Source organism: Vibrio mytili (genome assembly GCF_000830505.1).
In the GTDB taxonomy this organism is placed as follows: Bacteria; Pseudomonadota; Gammaproteobacteria; order Enterobacterales; family Vibrionaceae; genus Vibrio; species Vibrio mytili.
In genome coordinates, this window is sequence record NZ_JXOK01000015.1 from 115,200 (window position 1) to 134,925 (window position 19,726).

A 19,726-nucleotide genomic window follows, 5' to 3' on the forward strand; every position below is an offset into this window, starting at 1 on the left:
TTTATTCCTTCCAAGGTTATTGTTCGCGCTCAAAAACAGTTACTAAGGTGCGACGCCCATTATCGTTAACAATAAGGTATGTGAATTTGGAAGTTGGATGCCCCCAAGCTTCTACATTGTCGGCAGTACCGTATTTTTTCGCTTTATGGGCCAAAACATTTGCAGGCAAATTTCGAATTCTCAACTCAGGATGTTTAAGTCGATTGACTAAACTCGCCCAGGGCTTTTTGGGATCTCCAGTGCTCAATCGCTCTTTATACTGTTCAACAGCGTGAGCGGTAACATAAACGGTCCCCATTGCTGGTGTTTCAACGGCATCATGCGTATTTGCATATTCCTGGCGATTTGCATCTAAGAGCACTGTTACACATGATTTTGGGTCGGCCATGAACTCACGACTTTGTGATACCTCTATTTGCACTCCAGCCATTCGGTTTTGAAGAAATGCTGCAAACTTTTGTGCATGTTTTTTCGTAGATTTACCACGGGCAAGCTTTTTGATTGCTCCCTTTGACACAACGAGTTTGTAGCCAGAACCAGAACCCGGCTCTCGACCCATTACTTTTTCTTCAAAGAGTAGGTATTGAATGGCTGATAATTCTGAAATCAAATCAGAATCTTCATGGGAAAAGTCGATTTTTACATCAAGAATTCCACTGCGTTTAGTGCCCACACGCCAGAATACTCGGCTCGTTTGGTCATCTAGTTTTTCAGAAAGAGTGGTTAGAATCATCATAGTCTTATCTCCGGTATTTAAGATCCCTTCCGGCATCGCCGTAAGGACCTCATTTAGTTAATATTCATACTTACTTTATCATGCTTTTTGAAAACGCAACCCCTCCCCTCCACTTTCACATGTGAAAGTCTAAGTAGAAATCCAGCTAGTACGCCCAACTGTCAAAATCTGTATGGGTGAGAATTTCACCGTCTTTGGCCGGACGAACATAAACACTTCCATAACCCCCTTCTGTTCCAATCGCGTAACACGCAATAGAAAATGCAATTTGAGGGTTAGGTACAGTGGCAACTATTTCTTCATTGATTGTTACGACAGAACAATGACCCGTGTACGAATCTGGCAACTCAGAAATTGCGGTTGCTGCATCGAGCGTTTCACTTCCATCCGATATCAGAATGCTCATATTTAGCTACCAAACTGTACTAAAATCCAAAGAAACTACCACCAGCAAGTCCTGACGAATCGCCAACAACAGCAGCATAAATGGCAGCAGCTATTGCCGCAACGATGACAAACTTAACGATGGCAAAGCCAAAAGAGAACAGCCTCCATATTAAAAAAGAACCCAATCACAGCAGCAATCCAGCGCCAATCAAAGGGTATATCACCTAAAGAACTATCAAGGGCTCTCTGAACTTCATATAGCCAGCCGTTTATCATATCCATAAGATCAATCTCCAGAGCATCATGCTCTTAGTGTACCGACATGACATTTTTTTAAGAGATGAGAACTTGCCCTTTTTTGGGCAAATTGAGGGACATGACAAAGAGCTACTTAGTAAAAGAGTGATCTGCTTTAGGATGGCAATCCTATTTGTGGTTGGTTGTGTTAAATAATCTACCACAATTCTATTTTGTGGTATCATTGATAACACAATTTACCAAAGGAGCACGACAATGGATATCTGGCATTATCCTCGTACACAGCTTGCTACGTTTATCCTTAACGGGATGGACAAAGGTCTTCTTCAACGTGTTTCAATCTTCGCTCCACGCAAGCGAGGAAAAACTCAATTCATTCAAAAAGATATCATTCCTATGGCTCGTGAACTTGGTGTCTTACCTATCTATGTAGATTTTTGGATGCAAAAAGACGACCCAGAAGGCATCTTCATTAAATCCGTCATTGATGCTTGTGAAAGGAATGAAGGATTTCTACATAAGCTTGGCAAAGCTCTCAACTTCAAAAAGTTAGGTTTTAGTGCAGCTGGTGGCAAAGTTGAAGTAGAGCGTTCTCAGGGAGAACTGAGAGCTGACTTGTTCGCTGTATTTCAACGCTTAAACGAGCTGGATATGCCTGTTTTACTGTTGCTTGACGAAGTTCAACATTTGGCTACTCGCAAAGAATTTGACTCGTTTACGGCAGCTCTACGCAGTTTTGTAGTGAACAGAGAGGATAACAACGTCAAATGCATCTTCACAGGTTCAAGTAGAGAGGGGTTAAGTCGCTTATTCAAAGACAACAAGGCTCCATTCTACAACTCCAGCCAAACCCAGATATTTGAAGAGCTGGATATGGATTTCGTTGAATTCGAGTTGGCCGCATTCAAAAATGTCACTGGTGGTGTCGAACTCGACAAACACAAAGCCCTAGAAATCTTAATCAAACAAAATCGCGCTCCCGCTCGGTTTGTTGAAATGTTAAAGAATATGGCCCTGAACATGGTTCATGACCTAGATATTGGTGTCCATCGTTATGACGTTGATCGTATCGAGTCAGAGGACCACTTTTCAAAAACATACGAACAACTGAAACCTATCGAAGTGGCGATCCTAAAGCTTGTTGCTGCCAATGAGTCAAAAGGTCTTTATACCAAAACAGGACTAGACAAAGTGAAAGCTTTCACTGGCGACCCAGAAACAGACGTTACAAAATGGTCGGTGAAAAATGCAGTCACACGATTGAAGTCGCTTGAGCTAATTTACAGCCCAGAGCGTGGGAAGTTGGAAATTGAGAACCACGACTTTCGTGATTATATTCTTGAAAAATAAGTGCCTTTCGGCATGTTAAGACTATCAGCCCATGCTTCATGCGTGGGTTTTGTTTATGAGTTGTACTTCTATATTCTCAAACCCCATGTCTCTAACCTGATTTACCAGGATATCAAGCCTCCACACTCTCAAGTCACTGGTTCTTCCATGTCTAATTGCATACGCGATTCCTTTACCACTATCAATCCCAACCAAATGAAACTTATTAGGATGCAGTTTAGATTCCTGCGCAATTAGTTTGGTCATTGTTCGAGTCTCCGCGAGACGGCGGAACTCACCTTCTTTTACTTGATGGAAAACGACTCCAGACATACATATCACCATTATGTTGACTACATATGCTCATTATGTCGATTTAAAGGGGGAAATCAAAGAGGTTTTATTGCTGGGGCACGATAAGTAATAAGCTGAGGTTCGAAGCAGAAACGCCATCAGCCAGGTCAGTGATGTAATTTTGCACAAACTTTAACTAATTGTCCAAAGTCTCAAACACATCCCCCAGCAATATAGCACAATGATCCGCCCCAGCAGATAATTGGACTCCCCTCCTTACTAACCGTAAGCTAGATAATTCGAAGCTTGCTACATAAAACTGGAGTTCAGCATGAAGAAAACTATCGTTGGTGTCGACTTAGCAAAGAAAGTGGTTCAAGTTTGTGTCTATGCAAACAAGAAGGTGCGTTCCAATACCGAAATGACGCCGAATGAATTCGCTTTGTGGTTAGCTAACTCCAAGCCAATGACAGTGATATTTGAAGCGTGTAGTACTTCCAATTACTGGAAGCAGCGGACTGCATCTTTAGGTCATGATGCCCGACTTATTTCTCCAAATTTAGTTGCTTCAGTAAGACAAAATCAAAAAACAGATAAGAATGATGCACTGGCCATTATTCAAGCTTCATTGCTTCCAGATGTCGCATTTGTTTCTGGAAAATCTGTAGAACAACAGCAGCTTCAATCCATAATGCGCATGAGAGAGCTTTGCATGAAGCAAAAGACAGCCGCGAAAAATCAGATTATCGCTTTGCTATCGGAGTTCAATATTAAAGTGTCTAAGCGCAAGGGTGGATTATTACGAGTTATTGAATCAACACTTGAAGATGCTGAAAACGGCTTTTCTATGGAGTTCAGGGTTGCTCTCTGTGCAGCTAAAGAACAGTATCTCACTTTGGTTGAAACTATTAGTACTTACGATACCTGCCTTGAGCAATCTATAAAGTCTCATCCCGACTGCAAAAAACTTCTGAAGATCGAGGGAATCGGAATACTGAACGCCATAAACTTGTACATTGCACTGGGCTGCGCGGATATCGGCTCTTTCACAAAAGGGAAAGATGCCGCGGCATGTATTGGTTTAACACCGATACAACACTCCTCGGGAGGTAAATCCAAGGTGGGGTCTATAGGTCGCCGAACAAAGAATACCATTTTAAGAAGTCAATTGATAACAGGGGCAATGTCTATAGTCAATCACTTAGGGACTAGAGCAGCTAAAACGAAGAAAGAGCTATGGCTTAAAGCGCTGATTGAGCGTCGAGGCAAAAAGTGTGCAGCAGTCGCTTTAGCCAATAAAAATGTTAGAACAGCCTTCGCCTTGCTTACCCAAGGTTCGGAATACAAAGCGGATCCTGTATCAGCTTAAACGTGTCAAAACAGTGAAATGCATATATGATAAAAATCAACTGGTTATGCAGGTCCAAAACAAGAGCTTCTAGCTCGTCTAGCAGAATTGCAACTAGTTCGCGTAAATATCATAGAGCCTGAGTTCGCTACTCTTCGAGAGCTCGTACATAAGTGCGCATTTATTTCATATTATAATTTTTACTGTTGACAACGGGGAGTCCACATAAGTTTTGGACACCGAGTTAAGTGAGTACAATCACTAACGAGGTGAACAATGACAACCAAGAATACAAGAATCAAACACACTCCTGAATTTAAAGCTGAAACCCTTAAATTAGCTGAAAAGATTGGTGTGGCTGCCACTGCAAAACAGTTATCGCTGCATGAATCTCAAATCTATGCATGGCGAAAGGCTTCGAAGAAAGATACCAACACCAGTAATCGAGAAAAAGAACTGGCTGCTGAAAACGCTAAGCTCAAAAGGTTACTTGCTGAGCAAGCAGAGGAGCTAGAAATCGTAAAAAAGGCCGCCACCTATTTCGCGAAGCATCTAAAATAGATTGCTATGAATTTATGCTCGAACACTTATTAAACTTCCGTATAACCAGTATGGTTAAAGTGTTCGATGTTTCACGAAGTGGGTTTTATTACTGGATTAAGCACCGCCACAAGACAACGAATCGTGAGACATTTCGTCAACAGCTTGATTGTAAGGTCAAGAAAGCTTTTGATAGCAGCAAGGCACGAGACGGCTCCAGACGAATTCAAAAGGAACTGGCTGATAACGGTGATGAGCACGACGTAAAAACCATTGCAGCCAGTATGAAGCGGCAGAATTTAACGCCGAAAGCTGCCCGAAAATTCAAATGCACGACAGACAGTAAGCATGAAATGCCTGTAGCCCCGAATCTGCTTGCTCAGAACTTTGACGCTTCAGCCCCAAATCAGAAGTGGGCTGGTGATATCACCTATCTAGCGACGAGTGAAGGCTGGCTGTATTTGGCGGTAATTATCGACCTTTACTCAAGACAAGTGATTGGCTGGTCTATGGATACTCGCATGACTGCAAAACTAGTCAGTGATGCTCTATCAATGGCGTTGTTCCGACGGGGCTTCCCAGAACAAGTTATCATCCATAGTGACCGTGGTAGCCAGTACTGCTCTAAAGATTATAGAGATCAGATAGCCGCTTATAATCTAAAGCAAAGTATGAGTAGGAAAGGAAATTGTTGGGACAATGCTTGTGTCGAGAGCTTCTTCCATTCAATGAAAGTTGAAGCCATTCAATATGAGCCAATCATGACAAGAAGCGAGATGCGTCAAACGATCTTTGAGTACATAGAGGTTGATTATAATCGGACAAGAAGGCACAGTGCTCTTGGGTATTTAAGCCCAGTCAACTTTGAACAGCAATATGTCGCTTAGCAAGGTGTCCAGTCTTGCTGGTGCAGATCATATTCCCCTGTAGGATCAATGCTCAACAGCGGATTTCCATGCACATACCCATAGGTATCCACTCCATCGAACAAGCCAAGACGATCTGATTGCAGGTAACGCCCCAGAGACGGGTCATAGTAACGATGCCAGTTGTAGTGCAGCCCGGTCTCAGCATCAAAATACTGGCCGGGGAAACGTAAGTTGAATTTGATTTGTTCTGTCGTGACAGTCGCTTTGCCGAACGGAGAGTAACTGGCTTTCCATACCGTGGCTCCGGTCTCATCGGTCAATGCTTGCGGCGTACCCAAATGATCGTTATGGACGTGGTAAACGGTGCCATCCACCAGATAAGCCACCAGCTCGCCGTCAAGCCAGACATATTCTCGCTGGGTTTGCCCGGTTCCGGCATCCACCTCAGCCAATAACTCGCCATCGAGGCCGTAAACATAAAGCACATCCACGCACCAGCAGGCTTAACCCGCTGGCGGCGTGTTACAAGCATGAATGTTTGCTATGTGTCACCGTGAACACCGGGATGTCTAATGAATGCAATTAGCGACTGTACCGCTCCTACTGTCCCAGCAAACACCCCCATACCTAAAAATAACCAAAAAACCATCTCGTGCTGAATTTGTCTTTCAAATAAACCAAACCAATTTGTGATGTAATATCCTACTCCCCCAAATGCAGCACCAATAATGGCCCCACCAACTAAAAAGGGGAGAAATACTGTTATCATGAATGCACTAAATCCTTTCATCTTCATCTTCAATTCTCACTTATGGGATATTAGCAATGATGTTGCTTCCGATATTACCAGTGGTGACAAAAAATACCGTTAGCGTTGGAGGTGCATCTGAACGGTGAAACGCATTCGACGAACTCTTTAACCGTTTTTCTAATGACGCTTTATCCCACCATCGGTTAGCCTGCATCTTTGGAATTATTTTTCCTAGCCCAGCAAATGAGTTACCAACCCCTGCTCCTAATCCACCTAATATCATACTGCGCCCTGAGTTAAGCCAAATATCATCACAGCTGCCTGTAACTTTGTTCTTAGCAGCTGTCACACCACCTCCAATTACCCCACTACCCAATGAATTGGCAACGATATTTTTCCCCCAAGACAACCCCTTAGTTAAATTACCAAGACCACCTCCCGCAGCCCCTGTAACGACAGCAGCCCCAAAAGATGCAAAGTCAAACGTCTGTCCTGAATGGTATTGAGCAATCGCATTAAGCGAACCGCCAACGAAAGCCCCAAAAGCAACCCATCCAAACTCGCCTGTAGGATCAATAAACTTCAAGGGATTTCCATGCACATACCCATAGGTATCCACTCCATCGAACAAGCCAAGGCGATCTGATTGCAGATACCGCCCCAGTGACGGGTCATAGTACCGATGCCAGTTGTAGTGCAGCCCAGTCTCGGTATCAAAATACTGGCCGGGGAAGCGAAGATTAAAGGTGACTAGCTCTGTCGTGACACTGGCTCGGCCAAATGGCGTGTACTGCGCTTTCCATACTACTTCACCAAGTTCGTCTGTCAGGGCCTGCGGTGTGCCCAGGTGATCATTGTGAACGTGGTAAACGGTGCCATTCACCAGGTAAGCCATCAGCTGGCCGTCAAGCCAAACATATTCGCGCTGGGTTTGCCCGGTTCCGGCATCCACCTCGGCCAATAACTCGCCATCGAGGCCGTAAACATAAAGCACATCCACGCCACCAGCTGACTTCCTCACTCGTTGATGAGCACTGTTATAGTGATAGATTGATGTTTCGCCATTGACCGTAGCCTCAGTCAATCTATTGAAAGCATCATAGACAAAAACATCCGTTCCTCGGCCAATCGTGTTTCCATTTGCATCATAGCTGTAGGTGATCGAGCCAATACTTGTTTTGGTTAGGCGATTGCTGTTGAACACAATGCTATACGAATCTTTCACGCCGTCGCGGTAGATAGCCGTCCGGTTGCCGTTGTAGTTGTAGGTGTACTCTCGGGTCCCGTAACCACCAGTAGCATCAATCAAGCGACTCAGCTTGTCGTAATTGAAAGTTTGGCTATAGCTACTATCCATTACGTCTGTAATTGAATCGACATTACTATTGGCCGTATAGAGATAACTGCGGTGCATCGCACCAGCAACCTGTACAGACTCCAATTGATAGTTCATGTCGTAATGGCGCTCTTCCCAAAGCCCATTTCCATGAGTCAGATCAGTTACAGGCCCAAAAGGTTTCCGTACCAAGTCAGAGACTAATGTTCTGCTGTTAACACCATTATCCAATGTAATGCCAATGACCTCTCCCGCTACATTGCGCTGATATACCGCTTTGCGGCCACTCGGGTACTCGATACTCGCCAATAGCCCTGCACCATCATAGGTGTAATTGGTTAACAAGGTGCGACCATCCACAATTAGTTCTTGGCTGGCTAGCTCACCACTGGCTGTGTAACTGTATTTTGATACGCCAGAAGCGTCTGTAATGGAAGTAAGCTGCCCTACCCCATACAGCGCTTCTGGTTCATCGTAGCGGAATGTCACGCTAGCATTAGGTTGACCATCCACAGTGATTGAAGAAAGGCGATTAAGCGCGTCGTAGTGATAAGTGAAAACCTGACCGTTGGCATCTGTTTTACCGATCAGGTTTCCAGCCTTGTCATAAGTGTAATGAGCCGTGCCTGTGTCTGGGCTTTGTACTGAGAGAACATCGCCATATCCGTTGTATGAATAGTAAGTTCTCCGCCCTCTTGGATCAGTGACTCTCGTTACTAACGCATTATCGTTATACTGCATTACAGTGGCGCGGTTAACAGGGTCAATTGATTGGAGCAGGTTGCTAAAACCATCATAGCGGTAGGCATAAGCATTTCCAGAAGGATCAACTTTGCCCGTCAGGTTGGCTGTCTTGTCATAGGAATAGGTATAAACATTTCCCGTTCCATTTGTTGTTGATGAAAGCCAACCATTCAAAGTGTAACTATGCAGTTGCTTCCATTGAGCAATACCACTGTTATCTTTCAGCTCAACTTGCTCAATGTTTCCTAGTAAATCTCGATTAATGCTTTGTCTATTTCCATTTGCATCAATCACGGCCATAAGCTGCTGAGCAGCATCGTACTCATAAGTGAAAGTGCTGTTGGTTGGTAAGGTGATAGATACCAAGAGTCCTGATTCATCGTAAGAGTACAATGTAGTTCCATCTGGACCAGTAGAAGAAATCATTTGACCTAACGTGTTGTAGTTAAGCGAGTAGCTTACTCCATTGGTATCTGTGACGCTCTGAGCCCTTCCATGAGCATCGTAATTGTCAAATGACACTACGTGCCCAAGAGAGTTGATAACTCGGCTTAGGTTGGCTTGAGCGTCGTATTCAAAGCGCGTTACATCATCAACATCCACCCGAGGACCATCCACTGATTTCAGTTGTCCAGGAACACCAAGAGAGTCTGGATAATATTCAAATGCCCACTGCCTAACATCTGAGTTGGTTCGGTCAATCAATTTAAGCGTTAACAGCCGCTGGTGGTCGTCATAGGCAAATTCTTGGACCAAGTATGACGATGTAATTTTGGTTGGTTTTGGGAACTCTGAATGCCATTGTGTTGTGATCGTATCACCAGTCGAGCTTGTCCTCGAAATTTCAAGCCCTCTTTGGTCATATTGGTAAGAGAATGATTGGCCTTCTTCATTGATAATTGACTTCAACTCACCGTTGGCATCGTAGCCAAACGACTTCGTACCACCAGCAAAACCAGTACATGCAGCACCCTGTATACTGTCAGGCTTTAATTTTCCGTTATAACGACTAAACAGATAATGTTGTTCGTGACCTAGAGCATTCGTTACCGTAACTGAGCCATCAGGGTTGTATGTAACACTTGTCCTATCAACACCACTGTTATGTTCGCTCAGAACAGCGCGACCAGAAGGATCATAAGACCACGTAGCAAATCTGCTTCCCTTTTCATCCGTAAGGCCAGTCAAAAGGCTTTGGTTTAAACTGTCTTCATAGTGGTAACTTCGCTGATTGGCATCCGGTTTATGCACTGCAACTAACAATTCATTCGAATAATCGTAAGAGAAGGTTTGTCCAGCAGGGTCGATTATCTTTATGATCTTCCCTTGATCATAACTAAACCTTAAAGTCCGGCCAAAACTGTCAGAAACAGAGTCTAACTTACCGTTGGTATAATTCAGATCCAGCTCATTTCCCGATGGATGAACAATACGTATCAACTGACCATTACTATCATATAGTTCGACAACACCATCAGCTCTCTGATATCTCCAACCAGAATCTTTGTATAACCGATCATCACTTTTCCATGTTGGCATCCAAACCGCATTTGTCCGGTAGAATGCTAACTCTTTCCCATCTGGCCGATGCAAGACAACCATATTCTCTCCGTGACTTTCTTTGTCAAAAATCACTTTGTTTGAATAGTTGTGGCTCCATCCAATACCAACATCGCTTTGTTTACCACTCAAAGCTAACTGGCTGTTGTAATGTCTTGTGAATACAAGAGGCTCCATACCAGCGCTTACATAATCGGTTTCTTGCTGATATTTATTACCAGTAGCTAGGTTGATAGGGTTTCCAACGCACAGTTCTGTTTCTGGTTTACCAAGATCTCTATTGAGAAGTGGTGAATCAGTCATCTCCCCAGGAATTATGAATTTTGTCAGTGTAGTTCCAGAGAGAGCTCCAAAGTAACAAGTGTCTGGGTCATAACTACCTGGAGCATCACTACGATGCATACACAGCCATGAGATTAGTCTTCCATCACTATACGTTTCACTCGGGTATAGCTTTTCACTCACATAGCTGTGAGTCCTTGCGAGCTCGTTAATTCTAGAGTCCCTTAAAAATTCATGCGCTTGCTCTGGGAGATCAAATCTCATTGCATCAATTTCTGAACTACCACTGGCATTGATACGCCACTGAGCAGAAACAGCACTAGGAACTATAAGTGCTAACAAACAAGCTCTTGCGATTAAGTTAGTATGAAAATGATCCACTGGTTTCTAAAGTCCATTAATTACTTTCTACACGGACTCTATTATCAACTTAATCAAAGAGATTAACTTCATGCTTAACTGCCTATACGGGCGCATACAGACATGAAACAATGGCTAATATGGAAGCGGGTTTTAATTGAATCGCTCGACTTTGTTTTACTGCTCATAGCAGTGAAACGAAGTTGAGTGATCAGCGAAGCCGCATCAGCGGTGAACGCTACTGATCATATATAGATCCATAGGATCATAAGATCATGCAGCGTGTTAGGTAGCTTAATATCAGGAAATTTCCTAACTTTAAGCTTTGTTTCTGTAAGCTAAAGCTTAATATTAGGAAATTGAAGCTTAATATTAGGAAGTTCATCTCTATCACATAGCTTAATATTAGGAAACACACCTATATCTAAGCTTAAAATGAGGAAACGCCTTAATCCGTATATATAGCTTAATTTTAGGAAAAAGGCGTTAAAGCAATAGCTTAATTTAAGGAATTGGATTACTTGGAGGGCTTACCAGTACGAAGTTCGGAGAGCTCTGATGCCATGCCACCACCAAATGGGCCATGACTGGTTTGTTGGGCCAAGCGCTTCGATTCCTCAGATAGAAGGGAGTCATCTCTGTGTATCAATCCTGGCTCTTCTGAAAGACGCGATAACCGTCTTTTAACTGGTTTATCTGCTCCTGGCTTTTTCTCATTCTCACTATCACCGTCTAATTGATCATTTCTAAGTTGGATAACGACTTCTTGATCAACGTGCAATAGTGAATTGTTACTCCAGTGCAGCCTTATCGGTTTTCTCCACTGCTGGTCAAAAGGCACATAGTTAGCTTTGATATGACGCAAACGAGTCTCTTGTACCGTTCCATCTTTCTTGTCTATCAACTGATCTAAATACAGATGAAGCTTTGACTTTGAGAGTGTGGATGATAAACCAGAGCCAGAAACACTGTTTATGATGTCCTTCCCTCTGCTCACATCTTTTGTCGGATGGTGAACCACAAGAACAGCAACATCTGCTTCATTGGCAATCCTTTCCAAAACAATTCTGATGTAATAGTCATCGACTACAACATCAGCCGAACCAATAGCATCGCGCAATGTATCTATGATTACTAAATCGTACTCTTTTGCTGTGGCAATAAGTTTCTCCAGTGCTCTGGATGCATCTTCCCACTCTTTAGTGTGTTTAGATGAGCCTGAACTACAAATTGGATCGGAATGCTTGTATATCCCAATGCTCGATTTCAATCGCTCTTTGATGCTGGTGGAGAACTCAGCCAAATGTGCTTTTATGCGCGGAAGTGTCCCTGGCAATGAATCTTCAATCGGCCATATCAAGGTTCTAAGTACTTTGTTTTCACCATCCCCTACACCAATTAATGGGTACTCTGGCAAAGCCAACTCATATGCTATTGATAAGGACAAATAACTTTTACCAGAATCAGGTGGCGCGATCAGAAAACCGACACTACCTCGAAACAAACCTTTCAAAATTTGTTCTTTGTTCGAACTCGCTAAATTTTCATCTATATCTTCTTCACTTAGAGCGATCACATCCTCATCGTAGAGCACTGTTGTCATATCGTTACCTCTTCTTTCTCTTCATCGCCCAGGTACAACAGCATAATATCTTGCTTACCATCGTCACGTACTTTCTCTTGGAGTAGCAATCGAAAATCCCGCAACAGTACATCCTTTTTTAAAATGACTTCGGCCATAGTGTTATTGATATGGCGACTTAGGTGTTGTTTAGACACTCTTACCTTGTTGGCATAGTAATCTTTAATAAGCTGGCTAAGATACTTACCATGTACGTATTCACGTTTATGGGCATCAATATACTTGCAGAAGTCGGTAACAGCGTGTTTTCCGGTCAGTTGCGGGTAGACTTTTAAAAACCGTTTTCGACTGATCGCTCCTTCTTGTCGCAAAGACGCCGTGAACGTCTTATGGACCCCGACCATAAAATGAGTGATCGTATCAGCCTGATAGATCCTTTATTTTTAATCCCATCCAGTACTAGTAAAGGAATGTAGTTACTGTCCACCAGCTTCATTCGAGTGTGGTAGTGAGGTAGCGTTTCACCATCCTTCTCGTAATCCAAGACCAGTAGCATTTGCGATAGCCTTTGAAGTCTTGTCATTACCGTGTTCTTGTTGGCCTTTTGATTTTTCAGGTTCAAGAACTCAAATAGTGTTGTGAAATCACAAAGGAAGTAGTCGTATACCCCACTAAACATTTTTGTATCGAGAAGGTTGTGGTATTGGTGTGACAACTTATCCAGTTCGACATTAATCTGCGCGAGCTCAATAGCCTGGCGAAGCGTTAAGCCAGATAGGTCTACGTACATCCCCCCTACACTAACGATCCCTTCCAGTAGATGTCTGTCATCGGCCAAGCAGACAGCACTGTATACGTCGATTCTAACGGCATCGAATTCACGTTTATTAGTCCCCTTCTTCCAGTATGGCTTTGACAAGCTGGTGGATAGAAGAGGCCTTTGTGCCAGTAGCTGTTGCTCAAGTTCAGCCTTGTTACCACTGATCCTTGTAATTAAGTCTCGCGGAATTCTACCTGGCAAAAAGATGCAATCCATTAACGTAGTAGTCGATGGCCTGCTGCCAAATGCCTCGTTGACTATCTCAGCAGGGAAATACCCTTCTAAATTGTCTGTGTTACTACTCATTTTTTTAATACCGTAATATTTTTTTGAAGCATACCACATACCTTAAAAAGAGGAAAACAAGCCAAATAGATGTGATTTATACCTTAAAAAAGGACAATAGAACGCTTTACATTTCACGTTATAGCTTAATTTTAGGAAATGTTCGACCATACCTTAATTTTAGGAAAAGCCAGATCACGCTCTTAGGCATTGCTACATAAGACTTTCACATGTGAAAGTGGGCTAAGCGTGTTTCTGGGTCACGGTTGCATTTTTTAATTCCATGATATTATGGAAGTGTAAGTTGAATTGAATGAGGGCTTGACGGTGATGCGAGATAGCTTTCCAGAGTCAATTAAGGAGAAGAAAAATGAGACACGTACTTAACATAGTTGCTTTAGCAGTGATTCTTCTTGGCGTTGCTATGATTGAAACAAACGGTAATCAATGGGGTTTAGCTGTCGTCAGCGTAGCGGTTGTTTTCTGGTTGATGCCTCTGCTTAGGCTTGTTCATAAAAATGCAGTAGTAGCGGTAGTCTTTTGGTCTGGCGTAGCTTACTTTTCATGGCAGGTTGCCGTAGTTGCTCTTTTGGCTTTTTTTGCCTTTACAGCTGTCTTTCTTGTAGTGAGCGGGGATGTGAAATTAGAGGCTCCAAGCGGCGTTGTTAATACAAACAAGAAAAAAACAATTAGCTTATCTCGCCCCTTTCCATATCTTCGTCATGAAATTGCTAGTATCGGTTGAAAGGTACTAGCAATCTACCCAATAGCTGAACCTGTCGAACATCCTGGTTATTGCACCAACGGCTTAGTCCTGCTTTATCACATTGCTCTGGCATTCTTGCTATCCCAGATTTTTTTGATGTTGCAGAGTATTGAAACGCAACTTGCTTTTAACCAAGCAAAATGTGGCACCTAAGATGGTGCTTGCGGCTAAATAAGCAACGGAGATAAGCGTGATGCGATCCCAATCTAAAGGTGAAGTAGAACCAGTAAAATGGGTTACAGCAGCAAACTCCAGAGCTAGGACTAAAATACAAAGCATGGATACAACCAGTGTGCTTGGTGTGTTTGAAGGTTTGTTCATAATGTACTCTCCAGTAATCACGAGTTTATTTAACACTTCGACCGACACAGGCCAAAGCAGGATTCATCCAAAAGCCAGCAAACGAGCTAAACAACTCAGCTTGTGTTCGCACGTACTCTAAAATTAAGTCACATGCAACCCAACGTCGCCCCGCTCTCTCCGCTGCCAGTCCGGTTTTATTGCTACCAGAAAAGAGATCAACCACCAGCTCATCTTCATTGGTTAGGAACTCAATAGCGAATGATGGAATGTCTGTAGGAAACATTGCAGGGTGTGGTGGTAAACCCAATTCCTTGGCTATCTTCCTTACAGCTGATGTATCAGCACAGCGATGACCTCGTTGGATTATGTTTTTAGGGATCTTGCCTTGCGTTTTATTGGAAAAGGCATTCCCTCTTAATCGGTAAGCACCATCACCGTAAGTAGCGATACGACTATCGCCCCCTTGTTCGAGTAATTTCTTATGTTGCTCAGTGTGCTCTACCAAAACTCTTCGGTTATCAGAGCGAACTCGGTCTGGATCGTTCGTAAACCAGTAAACAGGTTCCCACGCGGAACAAAGCTGCATACGGTTAACGCAAGCCCATTGGGTTGGAGCTGGTGGCTTGGATGTGTTTATCCAGGGCCAACGGTCCATTAATGAAAGCCCTAATCGATCATTTAGAGCTAAGACCATACGTTCAAGGTAAGTTGAACGCGAAGGGCGTTTACTTTCAAAAATGTCGTTACTCACGTTGAGTACCACAGAACCCCCTGGCACCAAGTTTTCTACAATTGGTTCCAAAGACTCGGTGATAAAGTCCACCCATGCCTGTTCACTAACATTCCCATACCCGCGCTCGATTTTTAAAGGATACGGAGGGGATGTCACACAAAGGTGGATTGGTTCTCCAAGCTCTGTGAATACCTTTTTGCTATTTCCCCAAATAGCGATGCCTAGATTTGTTGAATATGCGACAAGCTTTACTTCGCCCATTGCTTCATGAAGCCCTTTTTTATTTTTGTTTGCCAGCTTCCATACACCACGCTCACCGTCCACTTTTTGGATGATATTCATGGACTTTAATGTTTGCTGAAACCAACGGATTTTTCTTTTGATAGGGCTGTGTTGTGCCTTGGCTTTGCCGATTTCGGCTTTACTATTGATTTCAGCCTCTGATAGCCCGGCTATACTCGCTACCTTCGCATATAGCTCTGCATTGGTCATTGGACCATCAGCTTGTGCATAAGCTTCTTCCACATGGAAAAGCTCCAGCTGCCCCTGCATGTTTGGTTTCATTTATGCTCCAGACCAATATTAATAATTCATAGAATCATTTTATAGCTCTTTAAATAAAATGGCAATATCTAAATCCTGTAGAGATGTCGGTATATCTCTTCGATGGAATTGAACTAATTGGATAATGGGAGCTCTTTAAAGTGATTCATTGTTGAGTTTATGGCGACTTAGCTAGGGTAACGTTTTGTAAAATATGAGATTCCTGCCAACTTATGCCACAGACTTTCACATGTGAAAGTGCGAGTTGGATCTTCTTTATCTATAATGAGATCCTTGCGATGTTCTGACAGAAAATTTTATGTTCATTGATAAGATCTACTATATTAACTATTACTTATCGTGAACCTTTGAAAGCAACTTATTTATTGGGTAAATATTAGTGTTTAAATTAAATACACTGCACGAAGCTGTGCCTGGCGTGGATCTAGATAGCCTGCCAGACATTAAAGCAGTAATAGGCCAAGCAGAACCGCTTGAAGCAAGTATGATGACGGTAATTGCATATCGTGAAATGCATAACGCCAACATTTTGAACCTTAGTGAGCGAGAGCGATTTTTTTTGAGTATGTCTTTGATGAAATGCTTTGTGGAGAAAGGGCTTCTATCGTCAGGTGATATGATGAAGTACCGACTTTCACATGTGAAAGTCGGCTGAGGATTTAGTGGATTTGTGTCGGTTGCTGGCACATTGGACAAACGTTACCGCGATAGTTAGGCAATACCAAAACTCTACTTGCCACGTTAACTAAGATTTTGTAGAGCAACATTCTCGCCGTTACCAAACCAACTGCAAAACACCCACCGTAACCAACAACTCTATTTTGAGCAGCTTTTAAGTACTCTTGCCCTATGAGTTCTTCTGCGTTCTCGTAGTTTGTAAGTTCGGTCATAGTTGTTAGATAGACACCTCTAATCTCTTGGGCAAGGAATGCCGCAACACAAAAGATAATGATGGTACACAGTATTCTTACATGGGTTAAGCGGGATATCCCCGCTTTAAACTCATAGTAGATATTGAATACAAGGGAGAACATAAGAGCAAAAAGTAGTGGCTCTGGAAGCGTCAGCTGGTGGAGGTATATCCGGATCAGGCTGATATAGACAAAAATACCAAATACATTCAAAGCCAATGTGCTTACATCCCTACCCAGTTGGTTGTTAATGGATAGTTTCACTTTTTACGTCTCCATTCCCAAGGTGGCATTCTTTCTGCCTCCGGCAATGCCCATAAGCCTACACCATTCTGTTTTGCCTCTTGCTCGTAAGAAAACAGTTCAGTGCTTTTTGCATACCGCCTGTATACCCATGCGTTACCCGTTTTTACCAGTTGTCCGTTTACCCACAAATCATCGACGTAGATATGACCAACAATGCGGCCATAACGATCAACGTCGGTTTGTTCTACACGAACGACTTTCCCACCCACTATAGAAAGAAGGGCTTGTTTTGCTTTCTTTCCCCAGGGTTGTTTCGACTCGGGTGTGTCGATTTCTGCAAGTCTAATACGGTGTTCTTTTTTACCATCGGTACACTGATAGGTGCCAGTGCATGAGGCATCTGTGAGGACTTTTATAGTGTCACCATCGCTGACTCGTACCACCTTCCCATAAAAGGTTTCAGCCATAATTGGTGCATTAAAAACGAAGTAGAGAAGGGTGGTAGTTAGAATTTTTTTAAGCATGATTAATTCCTTACTGTTGTCCTGATAGAGCATTCCACATTTGTTTGTGTAATGCCGAAATAGCGGTATAGGCCCCTTTCATTTCTGGTCGCTCCAGTTCCTTCAAGAACCAAAGAGACCCTAAGAGAATCGCTAAACATCCACCAGCCAGCATTAGATCATTGAACGTCATGAATAGGCTGTACCCAGACAAGCAGACATTGCACAGCATCCAAATTTTAGTGAAGAGCAATCCAGTTGAGTGATAGGTTACAAGCAAGTACGAAATGAAAGATGCGCATACTAGAACTAAAATTGGACCTCCCAACCACGTCGTCCATGTTTGAGTACCAAGAGGCGAGGGTAGTTCTAGTAACCATACTCCAGCACTCCAAATTACAGCTGATGCCATCATGTAGGCTGCTGCCATTTTTATCATCATTTGTGGTTTCATAACACTCCTTACCTATTCCACTTTCACATGTGAAAGTTGTTTTTAGGTTGTTTTTTCATTTAATTCCGATCCATAGCTGTGACGGATACTGTCATCGTTGAACCAGAAGCCCTTTTTGGATGGGGACTTAGTAGTCTCCAATCAAAAAGGCCCCAATTACTGGGGCCGCTTTCACATGTGAAAGTCAATTTGTGCTGATAGAGATAAATACTGACTTTGTGCCATTTACATCTTTCAGCCATGACATTGCACCATAATCTCCATCGACCATCGCGCTGTACCGTTCCCGCACACCTAGACCACACAAGAGGTCATCAATCGCTGTTGTTGGGTCACAGGATGGACGATATGTTTCTTGCCAATGGATATCTCCAGATTCGATGTATGCCTCTTTGATATGGAAGTACTCGCCATTCCAAGTTGTATATAACTTGTCGTCATTTCCAGAAAACAAACGTGGATATATAGCACCGTTTGAATTGAGCTCTGTGACGTTACTTGCTATGGATTGTTCTAATGTGGCAAACATTAGCTTCTCTGTTCTGATGGTATTGCCAACAACATTGTCGCGTTGACGCCACACAGCATGAACATCTCCATTGGTACTGGTTAAGCTAGCTTGCCCTGCATCGGCACTTATATTGGGAATGCCTGAGATAGGAGAGTAACCATTGTTGTCACTACGCCATGTTACGCCGATTAGGTCAGAAGAACCCGACCCTCGGCTTTCAGACCATAGCGCATAGCTAGTAAGGTTAGTGTTGATAGATGCTAAACCACTCTTGACTCCATCATCATCAATAACGCTGCGTTCCACTACAGGCGTATTGAAGGGACCAAGTTTGACGGTATGTTTGGCTAGGACATCATTTTCATCATCAGCGCCCTTTTCGATACTTAGGATTTCAAGTACGCCAGGAGAAGTTTCTACTGAATGTATCGAGATAGCACTTTTAACTTCACCGTCACTGTTTGTTTTTATATTTCTCGAAAGTTCTGTCGTTGCAATGATATTGGCTTTTGTGCCGTCGTTGCTTAACCAGGCTATTGCCAATGCATTTGTATCGAAGCCAAAAATCGGAGTTTGCCAGATAACGATGCTTTGTCCTGACGGGTCAGTGAAGAGAGTGTTGTCGGTGATTTTTACTCGACTTTCCTCATTCGTAGCTGCCGCGTCAGTCATAAGTACATGATCAACTTCTAATGGTGGGGACCATTCTTGTGTTGTTGCGTCGTAATAGGAAACGTTCAGTTTCTGGTTGTTACTATTGTCTCTCTGTACCCATGTAATATAGGCATTACCATGATTTGAAAGGCTCATTTGAACAGAGCTCTTGTAGTGGTTTTCATCGACAATGAATGGTTGCCAGTCTGATCTTAGTATTTCACCAATATCGGCACTTATCTTGACTTTGTTAGGTACATTGCCATTCGCATAGTCTTCGATAGGGGCTACAGAAGCATATAGCTCATCCGGTTTGCCATTGTTGGCTTCTTCGACCCAGGCACTGTATAGAACAGCCGAACCATTTTCGTTTTGTAGCTGGATGACAGGAAGTGTTGCATCTCTTGTTGGAGAACTCAGTAACACTTCTTTTTGCCATTCTCGCTTAGCGACCGTTGTTGTTTCTGTTGAGTTGTCTTGGTTATTGCTTTCACTACCATTGCCATTGGAAGTAGTTCCAGTGCCTCCACTGGAACCACCACATCCTGCCAACACTGATAGTAGAGCAGCTGCTAAAGCTGTTCTTCTTAACATCAATTA

General features: G+C 43.1%; 21 protein-coding genes. 6 read left to right on the forward strand and 15 right to left on the reverse strand.

The window, feature by feature from the left end; translation table 11 throughout:
- Positions 1-16 precede the first annotated feature (16 nt).
- Together SU60_RS06365 and SU60_RS06370 are read right to left on the reverse strand one after the other, a co-directional pair.
- Positions 17-772 carry a hypothetical protein gene (locus SU60_RS06365; RefSeq protein WP_014386660.1) on the reverse strand — a complete coding sequence of 252 codons (756 nt, stop codon included), beginning with the start codon at positions 770-772 and terminating at the stop codon, positions 17-19.
- A gap of 109 nt (positions 773-881) precedes the next feature.
- Positions 882-1,142, reverse strand: a complete 261-nt coding sequence (locus SU60_RS06370; protein WP_014386658.1) for a hypothetical protein — start codon at positions 1,140-1,142, stop codon at positions 882-884.
- Between the two features lie 80 nt (positions 1,143-1,222).
- Between SU60_RS06370 and SU60_RS22580 the strand changes: the two genes are divergently transcribed.
- The gene (locus SU60_RS22580) at positions 1,223-1,351 is read left to right on the forward strand and encodes a hypothetical protein (protein WP_280806698.1); all 129 of its coding nucleotides are present in this window, start codon (positions 1,223-1,225) and stop codon (positions 1,349-1,351) included.
- 285 nt (positions 1,352-1,636) lie between these two features.
- Positions 1,637-2,731 carry an ATP-binding protein gene (locus SU60_RS06375; protein ID WP_014386656.1) on the forward strand — a complete coding sequence of 365 codons (1,095 nt, stop codon included), beginning with the start codon at positions 1,637-1,639 and terminating at the stop codon, positions 2,729-2,731.
- A 36-nt stretch (positions 2,732-2,767) separates the two neighbouring features.
- Here SU60_RS06375 and SU60_RS06380 read toward each other — a convergent pair whose 3' ends face one another.
- Positions 2,768-3,043: a hypothetical protein gene (locus tag SU60_RS06380; RefSeq protein ID WP_014386655.1), complete on the reverse strand. Its 276-nt coding sequence runs from the start codon at positions 3,041-3,043 to the stop codon at positions 2,768-2,770.
- A 292-nt stretch (positions 3,044-3,335) separates the two neighbouring features.
- Between SU60_RS06380 and SU60_RS06385 the strand changes: the two genes are divergently transcribed.
- Both SU60_RS06385 and SU60_RS06395 read left to right on the forward strand, forming a co-directional pair.
- A complete protein-coding gene (locus SU60_RS06385; protein ID WP_041154781.1) occupies positions 3,336-4,373 on the forward strand; it encodes an IS110 family RNA-guided transposase in 1,038 nt (345 codons plus the stop codon).
- 255 nt (positions 4,374-4,628) lie between these two features.
- A protein-coding gene (locus tag SU60_RS06395) for an IS3 family transposase (protein ID WP_119565117.1) occupies positions 4,629-5,779 on the forward strand; the annotation gives its coding sequence in 2 pieces (ribosomal slippage) (positions 4,629-4,872 and positions 4,872-5,779; 1,152 coding nt in all).
- Here SU60_RS06395 and SU60_RS06400 read toward each other — a convergent pair.
- From SU60_RS06400 to SU60_RS06420, 6 genes are all read right to left on the reverse strand, one after another.
- The gene (locus SU60_RS06400; RefSeq protein ID WP_041154782.1) at positions 5,776-6,246 is read right to left on the reverse strand and encodes an RHS repeat-associated core domain-containing protein; all 471 of its coding nucleotides are present in this window, start codon (positions 6,244-6,246) and stop codon (positions 5,776-5,778) included. The genes SU60_RS06395 and SU60_RS06400 overlap by 4 nt on opposite strands.
- A 56-nt stretch (positions 6,247-6,302) precedes the next feature.
- Positions 6,303-6,557: a hypothetical protein gene (locus tag SU60_RS06405; protein ID WP_041154783.1), complete on the reverse strand. Its 255-nt coding sequence runs from the start codon at positions 6,555-6,557 to the stop codon at positions 6,303-6,305.
- A 13-nt stretch (positions 6,558-6,570) separates the two neighbouring features.
- Positions 6,571-10,776, reverse strand: coding sequence for an RHS repeat-associated core domain-containing protein (locus SU60_RS06410; protein ID WP_052481501.1), 4,206 nt, complete (start codon positions 10,774-10,776; stop codon positions 6,571-6,573).
- A gap of 535 nt (positions 10,777-11,311) precedes the next feature.
- A complete protein-coding gene (locus SU60_RS06415) occupies positions 11,312-12,397 on the reverse strand; it encodes an AAA family ATPase (RefSeq protein ID WP_041154784.1) in 1,086 nt (361 codons plus the stop codon).
- Positions 12,394-12,747, reverse strand: a complete 354-nt coding sequence (locus SU60_RS22315) for a hypothetical protein (RefSeq protein ID WP_245228375.1) — start codon at positions 12,745-12,747, stop codon at positions 12,394-12,396. The genes SU60_RS06415 and SU60_RS22315 overlap by 4 nt, the downstream gene beginning before the upstream one ends.
- Positions 12,708-13,502 carry a hypothetical protein gene (locus tag SU60_RS06420; RefSeq protein WP_245228376.1) on the reverse strand — a complete coding sequence of 265 codons (795 nt, stop codon included), beginning with the start codon at positions 13,500-13,502 and terminating at the stop codon, positions 12,708-12,710. Before SU60_RS06420 ends, SU60_RS22315 begins: the two co-directional genes overlap by 40 nt.
- 349 nt (positions 13,503-13,851) lie before the next feature.
- Here SU60_RS06420 and SU60_RS21000 point away from each other — a divergent pair, with 349 nt between their 5' ends.
- Entirely contained in the window at positions 13,852-14,226 is a 375-nt protein-coding gene (locus SU60_RS21000) for a hypothetical protein (RefSeq protein WP_052481502.1), read from the forward strand.
- Between the two features lie 99 nt (positions 14,227-14,325).
- On the opposite strand, the gene SU60_RS06430 is transcribed toward SU60_RS21000, so the two are convergent.
- Entirely contained in the window at positions 14,326-14,568 is a 243-nt protein-coding gene (locus tag SU60_RS06430; protein ID WP_014386860.1) for a hypothetical protein, read from the reverse strand.
- Between the two features lie 25 nt (positions 14,569-14,593).
- Positions 14,594-15,847: a DNA-methyltransferase gene (locus SU60_RS06435; RefSeq protein ID WP_079877060.1), complete on the reverse strand. Its 1,254-nt coding sequence runs from the start codon at positions 15,845-15,847 to the stop codon at positions 14,594-14,596.
- Between the two features lie 379 nt (positions 15,848-16,226).
- Between SU60_RS06435 and SU60_RS06440 the strand changes: the two genes are divergently transcribed.
- A complete protein-coding gene (locus SU60_RS06440) occupies positions 16,227-16,502 on the forward strand; it encodes a hypothetical protein (protein ID WP_032073047.1) in 276 nt (91 codons plus the stop codon).
- 4 nt (positions 16,503-16,506) lie between these two features.
- Here SU60_RS06440 and SU60_RS06445 read toward each other — a convergent pair whose 3' ends face one another.
- The 4 genes from SU60_RS06445 to SU60_RS06460 all read right to left on the reverse strand — a co-directional run bounded on the left by SU60_RS06445 (position 16,507) and on the right by SU60_RS06460 (position 19,720).
- Positions 16,507-17,022 (reverse strand): hypothetical protein, encoded by a 516-nt coding sequence (locus SU60_RS06445; protein ID WP_032073046.1) that lies wholly within the window; start codon positions 17,020-17,022, stop codon positions 16,507-16,509.
- Positions 17,019-17,528 (reverse strand): thermonuclease family protein, encoded by a 510-nt coding sequence (locus tag SU60_RS06450; RefSeq protein ID WP_041154785.1) that lies wholly within the window; start codon positions 17,526-17,528, stop codon positions 17,019-17,021. The genes SU60_RS06445 and SU60_RS06450 overlap by 4 nt, the downstream gene beginning before the upstream one ends.
- Before the next feature lie 10 nt (positions 17,529-17,538).
- Entirely contained in the window at positions 17,539-17,961 is a 423-nt protein-coding gene (locus SU60_RS06455; protein ID WP_017086025.1) for a hypothetical protein, read from the reverse strand.
- 184 nt (positions 17,962-18,145) lie between these two features.
- Positions 18,146-19,720: a hypothetical protein gene (locus tag SU60_RS06460; RefSeq protein ID WP_041154786.1), complete on the reverse strand. Its 1,575-nt coding sequence runs from the start codon at positions 19,718-19,720 to the stop codon at positions 18,146-18,148.
- Positions 19,721-19,726 lie beyond the last annotated feature (6 nt).

Excerpts from the sequence above, each read along its gene's own strand:
- SU60_RS06365 (WP_014386660.1), bottom strand. The coding sequence starts at position 772 with ATGCCGGAAGGGATCTTAAATACCGGAGATAAGACTATGATGATTCTA.
- SU60_RS06370 (WP_014386658.1), bottom strand. The coding sequence starts at position 1,142 with ATGAGCATTCTGATATCGGATGGAAGTGAAACGCTCGATGCAGCAACC.
- SU60_RS22580 (WP_280806698.1), top strand. The coding sequence starts at position 1,223 with ATGGCAGCAGCTATTGCCGCAACGATGACAAACTTAACGATGGCAAAG.
- SU60_RS06375 (WP_014386656.1), top strand. The coding sequence starts at position 1,637 with ATGGATATCTGGCATTATCCTCGTACACAGCTTGCTACGTTTATCCTT.
- SU60_RS06380 (WP_014386655.1), bottom strand. The coding sequence starts at position 3,043 with ATGTCTGGAGTCGTTTTCCATCAAGTAAAAGAAGGTGAGTTCCGCCGT.
- SU60_RS06385 (WP_041154781.1), top strand. The coding sequence starts at position 3,336 with ATGAAGAAAACTATCGTTGGTGTCGACTTAGCAAAGAAAGTGGTTCAA.
- SU60_RS06405 (WP_041154783.1), bottom strand. The coding sequence starts at position 6,557 with ATGAAGATGAAAGGATTTAGTGCATTCATGATAACAGTATTTCTCCCC.
- SU60_RS06415 (WP_041154784.1), bottom strand. The coding sequence starts at position 12,397 with ATGACAACAGTGCTCTACGATGAGGATGTGATCGCTCTAAGTGAAGAA.
- SU60_RS06420 (WP_245228376.1), bottom strand. The coding sequence starts at position 13,502 with ATGAGTAGTAACACAGACAATTTAGAAGGGTATTTCCCTGCTGAGATA.
- SU60_RS21000 (WP_052481502.1), top strand. The coding sequence starts at position 13,852 with ATGAGACACGTACTTAACATAGTTGCTTTAGCAGTGATTCTTCTTGGC.
- SU60_RS06430 (WP_014386860.1), bottom strand. The coding sequence starts at position 14,568 with ATGAACAAACCTTCAAACACACCAAGCACACTGGTTGTATCCATGCTT.
- SU60_RS06435 (WP_079877060.1), bottom strand. The coding sequence starts at position 15,847 with ATGAAACCAAACATGCAGGGGCAGCTGGAGCTTTTCCATGTGGAAGAA.
- SU60_RS06450 (WP_041154785.1), bottom strand. The coding sequence starts at position 17,528 with ATGCTTAAAAAAATTCTAACTACCACCCTTCTCTACTTCGTTTTTAAT.
- SU60_RS06455 (WP_017086025.1), bottom strand. The coding sequence starts at position 17,961 with ATGAAACCACAAATGATGATAAAAATGGCAGCAGCCTACATGATGGCA.
- SU60_RS06460 (WP_041154786.1), bottom strand. The coding sequence starts at position 19,720 with ATGTTAAGAAGAACAGCTTTAGCAGCTGCTCTACTATCAGTGTTGGCA.